Origin of the sequence: Brevundimonas phoenicis (genome assembly GCF_047237745.1) — a bacterium.
Taxonomy (GTDB): domain Bacteria; phylum Pseudomonadota; class Alphaproteobacteria; order Caulobacterales; family Caulobacteraceae; genus Brevundimonas.
In genome coordinates this window covers 958,157-971,249 of record NZ_JBDFLN010000001.1, presented here as the reverse complement: position 1 = coordinate 971,249, position 13,093 = coordinate 958,157, and the positions used below count along the sequence as shown (strand labels likewise).

The window sequence follows — 13,093 nt, the reverse complement described above, 5'->3', positions numbered from 1 at the left end:
TCAGGCGGCCGGAGGCGAGGCGCGCGACGCCGCACCTGCGTTGGAACCTGCAATAGCCAATCGCCGCCGCACCGTGCGCGAAGCGTCCCGCGCTCCGAGCAGGCCCAGAAGTTCGGCGGTCAGTCCGATGCGCTTGCGCGCCACGACCTCATCCGTGGCCCGGCCGTCGTTCAACCGCTCGATCGCCTCATCCGCCCAGGTCGCCAACCGCCCGGTCAGGGCCTCGGCCGTCTGGCGGCGCTCGGCTTCACAGCCGAACACCGCAGTGATGTCGCGCACCTGCCCCGTCAGCGCCAAAAGCGCACGCGCCTTCGCCGCCGCCTGCAGGTCCGGCGTCTGATCCAGACGCGGGGTAGGCCGCGTCATCCGTCCCGCCAAAGCCGTCCGTTCGACCGGCAGAACCGCGTCGACCGCCTTCTCCGCTGCGGCGAAATGCTCGGACAGGCGCAGCGCTATTTTCAGGCGCGCCTGACGCACGGCCTTGGCCCAGACGCTGTCGGTTCCAAGCGACAGTGCGACATCAATCTCGGCCAGGGTTTCAGCGCACCAGTTCAGCCCGGCCGCCAGCCGCCTATGCTCATTCTCATCTGCGACGGGGTTGAGTGCGACGACCTCGGCGGCGCGCTGCGCCAGGGCCGACACGACCCGATCGATCAATCGATCCGCTTCCTCACGCCCAGTCGCCGCCTCGCGCCCTGACGCGCCGATCAAGCCGAGCACACGCAACATCAGCCGCGCGTCCGGCATATGGGCGAAGACAATCTCAAGCAGCCGCTCGACGCCGCCCGGACCAACCGCCGAAGCCTGCCGCAAAGCCAGCTTCAGTTCCGCCAGCTCGGCGACGCCCGGCCGTCCGATCCAAGCCGGCAGATACGGCAGCGCCCGCCGCATCACCGGCGCCAGATCCAGACAGGCCGCCATGGTCTCGACCCGCTCCGGCCCGACGTCAGGCCAGACCACATCCGGCGCATCGCGCAGCACCACGGCGGCGCTGTGGCACAGGCGGTCGGCGACCATGCGCGACAGGTCGTCGTCGCGATCCAGCTGAGGCAGCAGCTCAGGCTCGCCGCGCGTCGCCGCGCGCCACAGCCGAACCAGAAGGTCCGCCGGAAAATCCAGCCCGCCCAGCCCGTCTTCACGCGGATGAAACAACGGAGCCAGAGGCCCGAAAGCGACATCGCGACGACGACGGTCCAGCAACTCGACCTCGACCATTTCGCGCATCGCGCCCGCCCGGTCGCCCGCCATCGCTCCCGCCAGCCCCAGCAGCTGCGACAGGATCCGGTCCGGACACCGTTCGATCAAATGGGCCAAGGCGGCCCTCTGGACGCCCGACAGGTCCGCCATCCCGGCTCCTTCGACCGAACTGATTCCCGGCCAAGACGCTGAGGGTGCCCCGTCGCGGGTTAACAGGGGATTTTGAGACGTGTGCGACAGCAGGGGCAGGATCGCACGCCCTTCGCCAGTGACGTCTCCACCGATCTATAAGCGAACCTCGTTTCGCGTCCCTTGCAGCCGGATTGCAAACCAGCAGAATGCCTCTGTCTCGAGGTGTGATGGGCTGCAGGTCTGATGAAACCGGCCGTGTTGATGGTGGATGTCGATGGCGTCGTGGTTCGTCACCCCGATCCATCAGGATGGTCCGCTCGTATTGAAGAGGATCTGGGCATTCCACGCCGGGCTCTGCAAGATCGCTTTTTCAAACCATGGTGGGACGACGTCGTTCATGGTCGCGCAACGCTTCGGGACCGATTGGCGCCTGCGCTCGCAGACGTCGCGCCGCACGTCAGCTGTGATCAGTTGATCCGCTACTGGTTCGAAAGCGACGCCCATCTGGACGAGGCCCTGCTGTTTCAATTGGCCGAGGTCCGGGCGTCAGGAACGCCTCTACATCTGGCGACCGTTCAGGAGCATGAACGCGCGTCCTATCTGTGGGATACGCTCAAGCTTCGCGACCGGTTTGACGACATGCACTACGCCGCGCAGCTTGGCGTTTCGAAGCCGTCACAGGAGTTCTATGCGGCGGTCGAGCAACGCCTGGGCCTGCCCGCATCGGCGATCGCCTTCATCGACGATACCGAAAAGAATGTCGAAGCCGCACGTGCGCGCGGGTGGCGCGTGGCGCTCTGGACCCCCGGCGCCACGCTCAGCTCCTTGATCCCAGAGTTGAGCGACAAGTCGTAACGAGCGTTCACAAGCCGCTAGGGACTTCCCATCGCTTACTCTGTGCGATCAGTTCGATCGGCTCTTCACAAAACGATCAACCACAACAGAACCGAATAAAGTCAAAATACACATGGGAAGCAGCCAAGGCTGAAAACGATCACCATTGCTCGCAAAGTGGTAAAGCGCACCGACTGTGATCGTCGCAATAGCCAACACGCCAAGGCCAACGTATGCGGTCACCGCAAGAAAATTCTTCTCAAGTCTCATTGCAGCTTTCCCCTCAGTTGCTTTGATAAAGTAGGCGCCAAAGGCTGACTGTCTGCAACCCAGATCTAACAGCTTCACGCTCATTGCTGCGACACTGTCCGCCTCACCCCTCCGCCGCGGGCAGTTCCAGCACCACCTTCAGGCCGCCCATGTCGCTGTCGGCCAGGGTGACGCGGCCGCCGTAGGCGCGGGTCAGTTCGTCGACGATCGACAAGCCCAGGCCCGTGCCGGGCGTGTCCTCATCCATGCGCGTGCCGCGTTTCAGGGCGGTGTCGCGCTGGTCGGCGGGCAGGCCGGGGCCGTCGTCCTCGACCACGGCGATCATCTGGCCCGGCGTCGATGGTCCGGCCGAAATACGCACCCGGCGCTTGCACCATTTGGCGGCGTTCTCCAGCAGGTTGCCGAAGATTTCCTGCAGATCCTGCCGCTCGCCCAGGAAGGCCAGATCGTCCGGAGCACGCCAGTCGATCTCGACGCCCTTGGTCTCGAACACCCGCTCCAGCATGACCGCCAGCTCATCCAGAACCTCGCTGACGTCGGTGCGTTCGCCCAGACCGTGGGCGGCGCGAGCGGCGGCGCGGGCGCGGCGCAGGTGGTGATCGACCTGATCCTGCATCACCTTGGTCTGACGGCGCACCAGATCGGGCAGCGCGCCCTGCTGGCCGTTGGCCTCGGCCAGCATGACCGCCAGCGGAGTCTTCAGCGCGTGGGCCAGATTGCCGACGTGGGTACGCTGACGCTCGACGGTCTCCTGATTGTGGGCCAGCAGGCGGTTGACCTGCTCGGCCAGGGGCTGGATTTCCAGCGGATAGTCGCCCTCGACCCGATGCGTGCGGCCTTGGCGGACGTTGGAAATCTCGTCGCCCAGGTCGAACAGCGGGCGCAAACCCACCCGCACCTGGATAAAGACCGCCGAGACCAGCCCTGCCCCCAGCAGCAGCATGGCGATCCACGTCACCGTGGCGAACTGGCGGGTGTCGGCGTCGACGTCCGAACGATCGATACCGGCGAAGAAGACCACCGGCCGCTGGCGATCCGGCAATTGCTTCATACTGGCGGCGATACGCAGAGGCTCGCCCTTGGGGCCGTCTTCGGCGTTGTAGCTGATGGTCTGGCCGAAGGCCGACCGCAGTCGCTCGGCCAACTCGGGACCGTAGTCCAGTTCGGCCTGGCCCAGTGAAGCGGACCGCGCCAGGACGTGCAGCCTGCCGTCGCGCCCCGGCTCAGCGACCATCCAGTATTTGCCGGACAGCAGACGCTGGGTGCGGGCGTCCTGGATCTCGCCGACGAAGACCTCGCCCTCGGGCGTGATGACGGAGGCGACCACGGCCTCGTCAATGGTGTCGCCTAGGGTGTTGCTCAGCCGGCGCAAGGCCGCCTCCTGGAACACCGACGTCAGCACCACCGCCGCCACCGCCAGGCCAATCAGGATCCACGCCGCCGCCAACCAGATCAGCCGCCGCGTCAGCGACCGACCGGGGCGGCCGAACCAACGGGCCCATTCGCGCCTGACGGGCGGCAGGGACGCCGCGTCCTCGCCCCCAAGGTCGGTGATGTGCTCGATCATGGAAGGACGATCAGGCCGCGTCGCTTTCACCGGCCAACGGCGACAGGCGATAGCCCAGGCCGCGCACCGTCTCGATCCGGTCCGAACCGATCTTCTTTCTCAGGCGCCCGACGAAAACCTCGATGGTGTTGGAATCTCGATCGAAGTCCTGATCATACAGGTGCTCGACCAGTTCGGTCCGGCTGATGACCCGGCCCTGATGCATCATCAGATAGTGCAGCAGCCGGTATTCCAGCGACGTCAGCCGCAGCGGCTCGCCGTTGACCGTCGCCCGCGCCGCGCGCGGGTCCAGGCGCAGGCCGCCGCAGCTCAGCGTCGCCGCAGCATGACCGGCCGAGCGGCGCAGCAGGGCGCGCAGGCGGGCCAGCAGCTCCTCGGTGTGGAAGGGCTTTGTCAGATAGTCGTCGGCCCCGGCGTCGAAGCCGGCCACCTTGTCCGACCAGGCGCCGCGCGCGGTCAGGATCAGCACCGGCGTCGCCTTGCCCTCGCGCCGCCAGCGTTCCAGAACCGAGACCCCGTCGATCTTGGGCAGACCGAGGTCCAGCACCACCACGTCATAGGGTTCGGTGTCGCCCAGGAACCAGGCCTCCTCGCCGTCCGGGGCATGGTCCACGGCGTATCCGGCGTCGCTCAGGGCCGTCTTCAACTGGCGCGACAGATCGACGTCGTCCTCGACAAGCAGCACCCGCATTCAGTCGTCTCCGCGAACCCGGCCGGACTGGCCGTCAACCTGTATGTCCGACACGCGTCCGCCCGGATACTCCCAACGCACCACATAGTCGCCGCCGCGCTCGCGTACGCCCAGCATCCGACCAGGTCGGCCCGACTGGACGCGGCGGGCGATGTCGCCGGGATCGGCGCGAGGGGCCGAGCGAGGCGCGTCCCGCAGCCCCTGGCCCGGATAGCTCCGGGGTTCCTCGCGACGATCCTGGAAGCGATCGTCGTTGCGATCCCGGTCGCGGCCGCGCGACTGGGCCGCCGCGTCCGTCAACGGGACGATGGCGATCAGGCCGGCCAGCAGGAGGGCTCGAATACGCATCATGGTTTGTCTTCTAGACAGGGGCCTCTGAACGGGGGCTGAACGTGCAGTCTATCGCCGTTCACCCGCACAAGGAACGCTCGCGCAGGGATTCTCCGTCGCTGTCGCCCCGGCGCCGCAGGACGAATTCGTCACCCGCCCGTCATGACGAAAGTCTCATGCTGATGAACGCTGTCTGAAACGCGCCGTTCAGATGCGGCTCAGGCCCGGGGTGGTCTTGTGGCGTCAACGCAGCCCGATCCGGTTGCGAAGTACCGAAGGAGCAAGATCATGAAAAACCTGCTGATCCCCGCCCTGGCCGTCACGGTCGCCTCGACCGCCCTGCCCGCTGCGGCTCAATCCTATGATCGCCACGGTCCCTCGCGCGGCCACGGCTACGAGCAGAACTACGGCGGTTGGCAATCGATCAACCAGCGCAAATACAACCTGGATCGCCGCATCGACCAGGGTCTGCGTAACCGCCAGCTCAGCTACCGCGAGGCATCGCGCCTGAAGGACCAGCTGAACGGACTGGTTCGTCTGGAACGCAGCTATCAGCGCGGCGGCCTGACTCGCTGGGAGCGCCAGGATCTGGATCGCCGCTATGACCGTCTGTCGGCCGGCATCCGCTATGAGCGCCGCGACCACAACGACCGCCGCCACTGACGGCGGCATGGAATCAGGGCTCCATCCCTCCCTGTCAGGGGCTCTGCCGAGGGCGCGATCCGCAAGGGTCGCGCCCTTTTCCTATGCCGGTTCGATCACCGTGATCTCGGGCCAGCGCCCGCGCGCATTGGCGATCGCCTTGTCCCAGCCCTTGGCCAGACCCCGCGTCGGATTGGGGCGGATCACCATGTCGAATACGTCCTCCAGCCCGAACGGCGCGACCACGCTGAGGGCGTCGTCCTTCTCCAACCGCAACCCGACCGCAAACGCCGGCGCCACGAACCGAGCCGGCGCTTCATCGGTACTGGTCAGGGCCTCGTATGGTTCGCCGAATTTGCCTTCGAACCATATGTGGACCCGCGCCTGATTGCGCACCTCGACCCGCTCGCGCACCGGCGCGTCGAAAGCAGCCGCGACCCGCTTGATCACCGCATCCTCCGCGGCCCAGGAGGTGTCAGGGTCGAAATAGCCAATGTCGTAGTCCTTGACGCCATAGCCTGGGGCGCGTCCCGTCCGGGCGTTCCACACGCCCTGATAGACCGCCCCCGAGAACAGCCGCCAATCCGGCAGATCCAGTTCTCGCACCACGATCAGGACTTGCATCACGTCCGCATCCGCGCGGATGATGTCGATCAGTCGGGTCTCAAGGTTCATGGACGATCCATGGGGCATGGGATTTCAGCGCAAGGGCCAGCCGTGATCCAGCGGGCCGTGCCCCTGGCCCAGTCCCGGCGCGCGGCGGATAGCCTCGGCGACGTAAGCCCAGGCCTCGGCCACGGCGGTCTGCAGCGGCAGGCCCTTGGCGATCCCCGCAGCGCATGCGCTGGCCAGGGTGCAGCCGGTCCCATGCGTATGACGTGTATCGACCCGCTCGCTCTCCAGCACCGTCTCGCCGTTCGCGGTCAGCAGCAGATCGACGACCGTCTCGCCGGGCACATGGCCGCCCTTCATCAGCACCGCCCGCGCGCCCATCGCCAGCAGGGCCTCGCCGGCTCGTCGCTGTCCGTCCAGATCGGCCACGGCGATCCCTGTCAGGGTTTCGGCTTCGGGCGCATTGGGGGTCAAAAGGGCCGCGCGCGGCACCATCAGCCGCCGGACCGCTTCAACCGCACGGTCCTCCAGCAACGGCGAGCCGCCCTTGGCGATCATCACGGGGTCCACCACCGTCGGCGTGTTGCCGGCATAGTCGATCAGTTCAGCGACCGTCTCGACCACCTCGATCGAGCCCAGCATGCCGGTCTTCAGGGCATCGGCTCCGATGTCGTCCAACACCGCCTTGGCCTGGGCCTCGATGACCTCTAGCGGCAAGGCATGGACGCCGTGAACGCCCAGGGTGTTCTGGATTGTGATCGCCGTGATCGCCGTAGCGGCGAACCCGCCCAGCATGGTCACGGCCTTGATGTCGGCCTGCACGCCCGCTCCGCCGCCGGAGTCCGAGCCCGCCAGGATCAGCACGCGCCCGCGCCCGCCCTCTTTCACCAAATCCGCATCCTGGGTCATCAGTGCGCCCCCGAGAAGAGCTTCAGCCCGACGATGCCGGCCACGATCAACAGGATGCAGACAGCCCGCACCGCCGTCGCCGGCTCGCCATAGACCACGATCCCGACCACAGCCGCGCCAACCGCACCGATGCCGGTCCAGACCGCATAGGCCGTGCCCACCGGCAACTTCTGCGTGGCGGCCCACAGGCCCACCATGCTGGCGGCCAGGGCCACGGCCACGCCCAATGAGATCAGCGGTCTCTGAACACCGACATATTTGACGCCGGAGGCCCAGCCCACCTCAAACAGGCCCGCAACCACAAGCACCAACCACGGATTGATAGACAGAAGCCAGGACATGACGGCTGCATGGCCGATGGCGGCGCCTCAGACAAGACAGAACCGTCTTCTTGCCCAGCCCCGACTGCCCCCCTCAAAAGAGGGCTGAAGATCGAACTTTGATACTCAGACCAAAAAACAATGCACACCGTTCTTAAGAAAAGAGCAGACGGATTTGGTAGAATTCAGCAAGTCCGATGCAAAGATCGCGATCTGATGAGCTTCGTCACACGAATTTCATGGTAAGGATGGGTACATGGAAGCACCTTTGGTGAAGACTGGAATGTTGATCCGTCGGCCGACCGACGAAGTCTATCAGGCCTTCACCGAGCCAGGGGTGACGTCATGGTTCTGGTTCACCCATGCGGACCGGCGCCTGACGCCAGGCGCCCACGTTACCTGGACATGGGGCATGTACGGCGTCGTCAGTCGACTGCTGGTCAAGGCGTTGGAGCCGAACCGCCGCATCCTGATTGAATGGGATCTGGACGAGGTTCCCACCGAGGTCGAATGGACATTCGAGGATCGTGGAATCGCGACCTGGGTCGAAATCACCAATCGCGGCTTCGCAACCTCCGATTCAGGCGTAAAGGCCGCTCTCGAAGCGATGGAAGGCTTCACCCTTGTCCTCGCCGGGGCCAAGCTCTGGCTGGAACGAGCCATCGAGCCGTCCTTCATCATCGACCGCTTTCCCGATCAGGTCGCAGCCGCCTGGAAGCCCGAGGTTTAAGCCGACCGCCTGCCTGGGCCGCGCTCTTCCCTCTTGGCGAAGTCTCGCTCCTACCGTACCAGTGAACGCCGGTATCAGGGAATGATGACATGAACCTGCGTATGGTCTTCGTGGCCTTGGGCGTTCTTATGACGGCCGCCTGCGCGGCTACGCCAAAGGACATCAGCGTTTCTTCCTCGTCTGATATCGGCCTTGTAGTCATCGAGGTGGAGCCGACCGAAGACTTGCGCGCTCACGCCCAGTACAATCTCGGCGTCATGGCGTTCGACCCCGCCACCGGCAAGATCACCGCCAACTTCTTCGGCGGCTGGGCAGGCATTGATCCCCAGTCCGCCGCAGTCAGCGAGCGATCCTACCTGGTCGGACAGGCCAAACCCGGAGTCTATGCGATTGCCGATTTGCGGATCAGCCAATGGGGCGTCTGCTACAACAACGGCACGGTTCGTTTCGACGTCCGGCCAGGCGAAGTCGTCTTCGTCGGTCGCTACAACCCCAACACCAGCCTGACGGAGTTGCAAGAAGCGACGAGAGACGGCCGGGTTCCGCGTCAGGCCATGCAGAACCAGTTCTTCTACCTGTTCGATACGCCGCGGCCGGACCTCACCCCGCCAGACCGGGTCGAAGGCTGGCGCGACAATGTTCGCGCCTATCTGTCCGCCAACTTCCCCAATGTCTCGGCCCCCATCACCCAGGCCGTTCATACGCCCGCCGTGTTCGGAACCGGCCGGTCTCTGGACGGGACTATCAAGCTGTGCGGCGGCTATTACGCCAAAGGCCGCGACCAGGCGGAGCCGGCCGCCGCGTCCGCGACGTCAACGCCGGACTGAGAACAGGTCAGCCACCGCGGCCTGAACCTTCAGCGCCTGGACCGTCTCGCGCACGTCATGGACCCGAACCATCCTTGCCCCACGGCGCGCCCCCTCCATCGCCAAAGCCAAGGAGCCGCCCAGCCGGTCGGTCGCGGCGACGGCCGTCTCGTCCACATCCTGGATCAGCCGCTTGCGGCTGGCGGCATAGAGAACGGGAAAGCCCAGATCGACCAGGGCGTCCAACCGCGCCGTCAACGTCAGATTATGCGCCGTCGTCTTGGCGAAGCCGATGCCGGGGTCCAGCCAGATCTTCTCGCGCGCCACGCCCGCCGCCATGGCCGCCTCGGCCCGCGCCGCCAGATGGGCGACGACCTCGGCCACGACGTCGTCATAGCGCGGGTCGTCCTGCATCGTCTTGGGCGCGCCCTTCATATGCATCAGCACCACCTCGCAGCCCAGTTCGGCGGCGGTCGCCAGACTGTCGGGCGCATGGCTCAGGGCCGTCACGTCGTTCCACATCGTCGCCCCGGCGGCGACGGCGGCGCGGGCGACGCCGGGCTTCATGGTGTCGATGCTGATCCGGCCGTCCCAGCGCGCTCGGATCGCAGCGATCAGCGGCGTGACGCGGGCGATCTCTTCGGCTTCACCGACCGGCTCCGAGCCGGGCCGCGTGCTTTCGCCCCCGATGTCCAGCACATCGGCGCCCTGGTCGATCATCCTCATCGCATGCGCCAGGGCGGCCTCGATCGTGGCGTGCCGCCCGCCGTCGGAAAAGCTGTCCGGCGTGACGTTGACGATGCCCATGACGAGCGGCGGCTTCACGAGGGATTGATGGGTCATGCGACATCGACTCCAGAGAGCGCGGTTTGACTTTCACCGCGCCTGGGTCCAGCCTCTAAAGGCAATGGAACGCTTCGTCAGCCAGGCTCGACGCCTCACCCACGCGGGACGCCGCGTCGAAGGCCTTTAACCCGTAGCGGTCCGCCGTGCGCCCTGCGCCGGGCGCCCGTTACGGGACCAAGTTGCTTTAAGTCTCCTGTTTCCCCATTCATTTTGCAGGACCGCGCCGGCCTGGGGCCGCTCGCGTAGATTTGCGCATGACACGCCGCCCAGACACCACGGACGACAACCGTCCCGGCGAACCGCCGCGCGGCGCCGACATCATTCCCTTTCGGAGGCCGACCGCGCCCGAGGCGCCGTCCGACCCCGAACATGCCCACCCAGAACACCTTGACCCAAAACATCCCGACGATGACGGCCCCTCGGCCGCCTGACGTCGCCCGAATTTCCAGAGAGTTTTCCTCATGACCACCCCCCGCAAGGGCGCCCTGCCCGCCATCACGCTTCGCAGCGACGACTTCGACGCCCTGGACCGCCTGGTCGGCGACCTGCCCGGCTCGGGCCCCGCAGGCCTGCTGCAACAGGAACTGGACCGCGCCAAGGTGTGCGAGCCCAAGGCCATGCCCAAGAACGTCGTCACCCTGAATCGATGGCTTCAGTACTCAGACGATCACAGCCCCGACGTGCGTCGCGTTCAGCTGGTCCTGCCCAAGGAAGCCGACATCGACGCCGGCCGCGTCTCCATCCTGTCCTATGTCGGAGCCGGTCTGATCGGTCTGAAGGAAGGCCAGTCGATCACCTGGCCGGACCCGTCCGGCGCCGTGCGCAAGCTGACCCTGGTCAAGGTCGAGGACGAAGATCTCGCCCAGGCCGCCGCTCACTAGATAATCGGTGCTGACGCCGCCCCGGCGTCAGCCCTTTCGTCCGATCAGTCCGCCTAGGGCGTCCAGATAGGCGGCGAACGCCGCCCGCCCCTCCGACGTGATGGCGATGCGGGTCAGGGGCTTGTTGTTCACGAAGCTCTTGCTGATGGCGACATAGCCCGCCTCCTCCAGCTTCTTAAGATGGACCGACAGATTGCCCTGGGTCGCCTCCAGCACCGTCTTCAGTTCGGTGAAGTCCGCCGCTTCGACATCGACCAGATAGACCATGATCCCCAGCCGCATGCGGCCGTGGATGACCTCGTCGATCCGTCCAAAGTCGTCCGCCAGACCCATGGCGTCAGTCGGCCTTCACGCCTGCGCGGGCGTCGCGGAACAAAATCCAGCCCGGCAGGGCGAACAGCAGGAACAGCGCCAGGGTGCAGACGCCCAGATAGGCCACCGGCTGGCGCACCAAAACGCCCAGGGCCACCGCCGTGACCCATCCGCCCAGCGACACCGCCAGCATCCAGCCCTTCTTCTTCAGCACCCAGGCCACATACCAGGCCGCCGCCTGCAGGGCGAAGACGATGGCGGCGTAATAGAGCCAGACGGCGAAGTCCTGGTCCCGCACCGCCCCCACGGCGAAGACGATGACCACGGCGGCGTTGGCCATGCCCGTGGCGCTGAACGCGGCGTTCGTCACCCGCGTCGCCAGCGGCCCCCGGTTGGACGCGCCGGCCTTGCGGTCCTTCAGGATCGCCCAGGTCAGGACCGCCAGGAAGGCGACGGTGATGCCGACGACAAAGACCAGATTGGCCAGATCGGGCCAGCGGATCAGGCCGATCACCTGTCCGACGTGGAACAGGCACTGCAGGCCGTACAGCAGCCCCCCCGCCAGATAACAGACCGCCAGGGTCATCGGCGGTCGCCCGTTGCCCTCAACGATCGAGCGCATGAAGGCGAGGTCGGCTTCGGGCGTGCGGGACTTGTCGATCATCGGGTGATTCCTGGCGCGACGCGGCTGCCTTCTCGGATGGACGCAGCCGCCAAGGTTGGCAAGCTATTCGGCGGCGACGGGGACGCTGACACGCGCCTTGCGCCAAGGCACGCGCCGCCCGTTCAGCCAGCGCCCCATGAAGCCGTGGCGCACCATCAGCTCATAGCTGGCCAGGCAGACGGCCATGACCCCGACCGTCACGATCGCCAGCTTGACCGGCCAGACCAGCGGCCAGTCCTTCACCACCACCTGGGCCGCCATCACCAGCGGCAGATGGACGATGTAGATCCAGTAGGAGGCGTCGGCCAGATAGCGCCTCAGGGCGCTGTGGCCCGACCAGAACCTCAGGGCCAGGCCAACGACGGCGAACATGCTGGCGTAGGTCGCCACGGCGAAGGCCGCCGCCGTCATGGCCTTGGTCGCCGGATCGATCATCGGCGTCAGCACGGGCGCCGGTCCGCCTGACAGCATCAGCGCCGTCGTCCCCGCGCCCAGGGCCAGCCCCAGCCAAGCCGGCGTCCAGACCTCCATCCGCTTCAGCAGGTCGCGCCGACGGTCCAGCAGCACGCCTACGCCGAAGGCCAGCCCGAACCCGACCAGGGCCGAAGACTCGGGAACCAGACCCGCGTCCGGCGTCGGAATGCCGAAGAAGGCGATCCAGTTCGGCTCGAACCACAGGGCCAGGGCCAAAGGCGCGCCCAGCACCAGCGGCCCCCACGGCCCGATCAGGCCGCCCGCCAGCCGGTCCAGCCCTCGCCCCAGACGCCCCGCCTGGTCCAGCCGAGCGACGACGACCTGCACGATCACCAGGGCGGCGTAGAGCCACAGCAGCACCCACAGGAACCACAGATGGGTCAGGGGGATGTTGGTCCAGTCATACTTGGGCGGCGGCGGGGCGTCGGCGGCGGCCAGCCCCATCAGCGAAGCGTTCCAGATCAGCACCGCCACGATCCCCGCCAGCACCGGCCCCCAAAAGGCCGCCAGCGGCCCGGCGATGCGGACCATCCGATCCTTGATAAAGCCCATCACGCCGCGCCGCTTCAGCATCATGCGGGCGAACAGGCCGGCGATCAGGAAGAAGCTCCCCATACGAAACAGGTGAATGACGAAGAAGAGCCCGCTGGCCCAGACCGACTTCTGGTCGTCGGCCACAACCCAGATCTGGGCGGGAAAGAAGGACAGGGTGGCGTGCAGCACCACCCCCAGCAGCAAGGCCGCGCCCCGCAGCCCGTCGAGGCCGTGAACGCGTTCGGTTTGTTCGAATGCGGATGCCGTCATGGCGCCCTCCTGCTTCGGATAACGCCATATCTCACAGACTAGTTTAAATTACAAACAAGTCTTCATGAGTCG

Annotated in this window: 17 protein-coding genes; 5 read left to right on the top strand and 12 right to left on the bottom strand. The window is 66.3% G+C overall.

From position 1 onward, the window contains the following. Positions 1 to 1,347 carry a hypothetical protein gene (locus ABC419_RS04785; RefSeq protein ID WP_412876183.1) on the bottom strand — a complete coding sequence of 449 codons (1,347 nt, stop codon included), beginning with the start codon at positions 1,345 to 1,347 and terminating at the stop codon, positions 1 to 3. Positions 1,348 to 1,572: 225 nt separating this feature from the next. Here ABC419_RS04785 and ABC419_RS04780 point away from each other — a divergent pair, with 225 nt between their 5' ends. Beyond that, positions 1,573 to 2,184 carry an HAD-IA family hydrolase gene (locus ABC419_RS04780; RefSeq protein ID WP_412876184.1) on the top strand — a complete coding sequence of 204 codons (612 nt, stop codon included), beginning with the start codon at positions 1,573 to 1,575 and terminating at the stop codon, positions 2,182 to 2,184. Positions 2,185 to 2,232: 48 nt separating this feature from the next. Here ABC419_RS04780 and ABC419_RS04775 read toward each other — a convergent pair whose 3' ends face one another. Genes ABC419_RS04775 through ABC419_RS04760 form a run of 4 tightly spaced genes read right to left on the bottom strand, consistent with a single transcriptional unit; the run spans position 2,233 to position 5,042 of the window. Beyond that, complete coding sequence (locus ABC419_RS04775; RefSeq protein ID WP_412876185.1) at positions 2,233 to 2,517, bottom strand: hypothetical protein; 285 nt, start codon at positions 2,515 to 2,517, stop codon at positions 2,233 to 2,235. A gap of 19 nt (positions 2,518 to 2,536) precedes the next feature. Continuing rightward, the gene (locus tag ABC419_RS04770; protein ID WP_412876186.1) at positions 2,537 to 4,000 is read right to left on the bottom strand and encodes an ATP-binding protein; all 1,464 of its coding nucleotides are present in this window, start codon (positions 3,998 to 4,000) and stop codon (positions 2,537 to 2,539) included. A gap of 10 nt (positions 4,001 to 4,010) precedes the next feature. Beyond that, positions 4,011 to 4,691: a response regulator transcription factor gene (locus ABC419_RS04765; protein WP_412876187.1), complete on the bottom strand. Its 681-nt coding sequence runs from the start codon at positions 4,689 to 4,691 to the stop codon at positions 4,011 to 4,013. Beyond that, on the bottom strand, positions 4,692 to 5,042 hold the full coding sequence (locus tag ABC419_RS04760) for a hypothetical protein (protein ID WP_412876188.1): 351 nt from the start codon (positions 5,040 to 5,042) through the stop codon (positions 4,692 to 4,694). A 267-nt stretch (positions 5,043 to 5,309) separates the two neighbouring features. On the opposite strand from ABC419_RS04760, the gene ABC419_RS04755 reads away from it, so the two are divergent. Further along, positions 5,310 to 5,684 carry a hypothetical protein gene (locus ABC419_RS04755; RefSeq protein WP_125900596.1) on the top strand — a complete coding sequence of 125 codons (375 nt, stop codon included), beginning with the start codon at positions 5,310 to 5,312 and terminating at the stop codon, positions 5,682 to 5,684. Positions 5,685 to 5,765: 81 nt separating this feature from the next. On the opposite strand, the gene ABC419_RS04750 is transcribed toward ABC419_RS04755, so the two are convergent. From ABC419_RS04750 to ABC419_RS04740, 3 genes are read right to left on the bottom strand one after another with little or no spacing between them, the layout of a single operon-like run. After that, complete coding sequence (locus ABC419_RS04750) at positions 5,766 to 6,338, bottom strand: nucleotidyltransferase family protein (RefSeq protein WP_412876189.1); 573 nt, start codon at positions 6,336 to 6,338, stop codon at positions 5,766 to 5,768. Between the two features lie 24 nt (positions 6,339 to 6,362). Then, positions 6,363 to 7,184 (bottom strand): bifunctional hydroxymethylpyrimidine kinase/phosphomethylpyrimidine kinase, encoded by an 822-nt coding sequence (gene thiD / locus ABC419_RS04745; RefSeq protein WP_125900594.1) that lies wholly within the window; start codon positions 7,182 to 7,184, stop codon positions 6,363 to 6,365. Further along, a complete protein-coding gene (locus ABC419_RS04740) occupies positions 7,184 to 7,525 on the bottom strand; it encodes a DMT family transporter (protein ID WP_125900593.1) in 342 nt (113 codons plus the stop codon). Before ABC419_RS04740 ends, thiD begins: the two co-directional genes overlap by 1 nt. A gap of 262 nt (positions 7,526 to 7,787) precedes the next feature. On the opposite strand from ABC419_RS04740, the gene ABC419_RS04735 reads away from it, so the two are divergent. Together ABC419_RS04735 and ABC419_RS04730 are read left to right on the top strand one after the other, a co-directional pair. After that, the gene (locus ABC419_RS04735) at positions 7,788 to 8,234 is read left to right on the top strand and encodes an SRPBCC domain-containing protein (protein ID WP_412876190.1); all 447 of its coding nucleotides are present in this window, start codon (positions 7,788 to 7,790) and stop codon (positions 8,232 to 8,234) included. An 89-nt stretch (positions 8,235 to 8,323) separates the two neighbouring features. Next, a complete protein-coding gene (locus ABC419_RS04730; RefSeq protein WP_125900591.1) occupies positions 8,324 to 9,061 on the top strand; it encodes a hypothetical protein in 738 nt (245 codons plus the stop codon). Here ABC419_RS04730 and folP read toward each other — a convergent pair. Beyond that, the gene (gene folP / locus ABC419_RS04725; protein WP_412876191.1) at positions 9,047 to 9,883 is read right to left on the bottom strand and encodes a dihydropteroate synthase; all 837 of its coding nucleotides are present in this window, start codon (positions 9,881 to 9,883) and stop codon (positions 9,047 to 9,049) included. The two genes, ABC419_RS04730 and folP, sit on opposite strands and share 15 nt — an antisense overlap. 464 nt (positions 9,884 to 10,347) lie before the next feature. On the opposite strand from folP, the gene rnk reads away from it, so the two are divergent. Continuing rightward, positions 10,348 to 10,767: a nucleoside diphosphate kinase regulator gene (gene rnk / locus ABC419_RS04720; RefSeq protein ID WP_125900589.1), complete on the top strand. Its 420-nt coding sequence runs from the start codon at positions 10,348 to 10,350 to the stop codon at positions 10,765 to 10,767. A 27-nt stretch (positions 10,768 to 10,794) separates the two neighbouring features. Here the strand turns inward: rnk and ABC419_RS04715 are convergent, their stop codons facing one another. The 3 genes from ABC419_RS04715 to ABC419_RS04705 form a co-directional block, all read right to left on the bottom strand. Then, on the bottom strand, positions 10,795 to 11,100 hold the full coding sequence (locus tag ABC419_RS04715; RefSeq protein WP_200167095.1) for a winged helix-turn-helix domain-containing protein: 306 nt from the start codon (positions 11,098 to 11,100) through the stop codon (positions 10,795 to 10,797). A gap of 4 nt (positions 11,101 to 11,104) precedes the next feature. Then, positions 11,105 to 11,743 carry a hypothetical protein gene (locus tag ABC419_RS04710; protein WP_200167094.1) on the bottom strand — a complete coding sequence of 213 codons (639 nt, stop codon included), beginning with the start codon at positions 11,741 to 11,743 and terminating at the stop codon, positions 11,105 to 11,107. Positions 11,744 to 11,806: 63 nt separating this feature from the next. Continuing rightward, positions 11,807 to 13,021: an acyltransferase family protein gene (locus tag ABC419_RS04705; RefSeq protein WP_412876192.1), complete on the bottom strand. Its 1,215-nt coding sequence runs from the start codon at positions 13,019 to 13,021 to the stop codon at positions 11,807 to 11,809. Positions 13,022 to 13,093: the final 72 nt, after the last annotated feature.